The organism is Calothrix sp. CBUCES-K 9914 (assembly GCF_059640475.1).
Window position 1 is genome coordinate 1 of sequence record NZ_JBXXZH010000539.1, and the last position, 1,463, is coordinate 1,463.

Annotated in this window: 1 pseudogene; it reads right to left on the minus strand. The window is 36.1% G+C overall.

The features are described from left to right. Positions 1–17: 17 nt before the first annotated feature. Positions 18–1,379, minus strand: a pseudogene (locus tag AC2JBO_RS44920) (transposase). Positions 1,380–1,463: the final 84 nt, after the last annotated feature.

The following is a 1,463-nucleotide window of genomic DNA, read 5'->3' on the forward strand; positions in this document are numbered from 1 at the left end:
CAATACCTTCGCCAGATTTAAGAACTGCTGGAGCAGGCACTAGCTGGGTGAATGCGCCCTAAATTGGTAACTCTGTGGAAAATATTTGTCATTAAAACTGGGTCTGGTTTTTCGGGAAGGAGTTTTATAGTTTCCTCAACATATTTATAACCTCGGAACAGTGCTTTCAAGTCTATAACACTAAAATCAGGGTTAAATTTGCGAAAATGAATAAGCAAAACTTGTGAGACGTTAACCATGAAAAACGCAAGATTAGCAGCGTTTGTAACTGCTGTTTTCCCAACATTCATAAAATCTTCTAGCCCCCAAAATTGTTTAGCGTCTCGGTAATTAAACTCAATTTGAAATCTGAGACTATAATAATCAATTAACTTCTTATGACTTAATTTTAAGTCCGTTGAAAATAACACTGCATGAGTTTGCGTTAAAGTTTTAATATTTGTTCGTACTAGGATGACAACATTTAATGCTTGACAGTACTCCTTGTGTAGAAGTTGTGCTTGGTAAATATCTGTACGAATGTCATCTTTAATATTAGTTTCTTTCAAAAATTTTTCTGGTATAAATGAATAGTTAATTTTATCACCGTACTTACGCCGAGACTTACGAGTCTGGTCTGGGTTCTCGTAAGGTATATATAAAGCAGAGTCATGACGCATTTTACAAATTAGGTGTAAACCTAGCTGCCGAGCCATTACTACAGCTTTATTATTTCCAAAATAGCCATCTAGTACTAAGTATGTTAGTGGTAAAAATTTACTGATTTTTTGAAGTCAATCCTCAACCAGACGACGAATACGTAGAAAGTCAGGAGTTAAATTTACTTCTTTTTTATCTTTTGTCTTACTACCCTTTGGGCGCCCGCCCTTCTTTTTTACAGCTTCTTTATTCAACTCATCTTTAGGCGCTTTAGGCTTTTCTATTACTTTTTTGGCTTTATCTTCTTTAGGCTTTATTACTTGCTCTATGCTAATAGGAAATGCTCTTCTCTGCTCCACACTTACAAGCGATAAAGTAAAAAAAGATAAACCGAGTATGGGTTTTTCATATAAAGATGAGAAAAATCTATCGATTCCGTAGCTTTTTTCTCCTGCTTTACTAATTACTACTTCATCCCCAGCTAGTATATATGTTTCTTTGCTTCTAAATATATGTTCTTTAAAAAATACCCAAAACAACACTGCCCAAGGTAGCGATGAAGCAAAAAAACGTTGTATTGTTCGATAACTTCCCCCCTTTCCACACCACCGTGATATGCCCAGCATAGTTATTCTTCCACTCATCGCTAGTACTGCTGGTATAATTCGGCTCCACCGTCTTAAAGTTGTTCTTGTTGTGTGTCGCTGTAGGCATTCCAATAGTGCTAATATATTTGGCATGGGCTTTCTGTATGTGTTTGAGTTGTAGTCTTAGTAAACATAACTCTACTACAGAAGGCCCTCTTTATTTTGGCGAAGGTATTG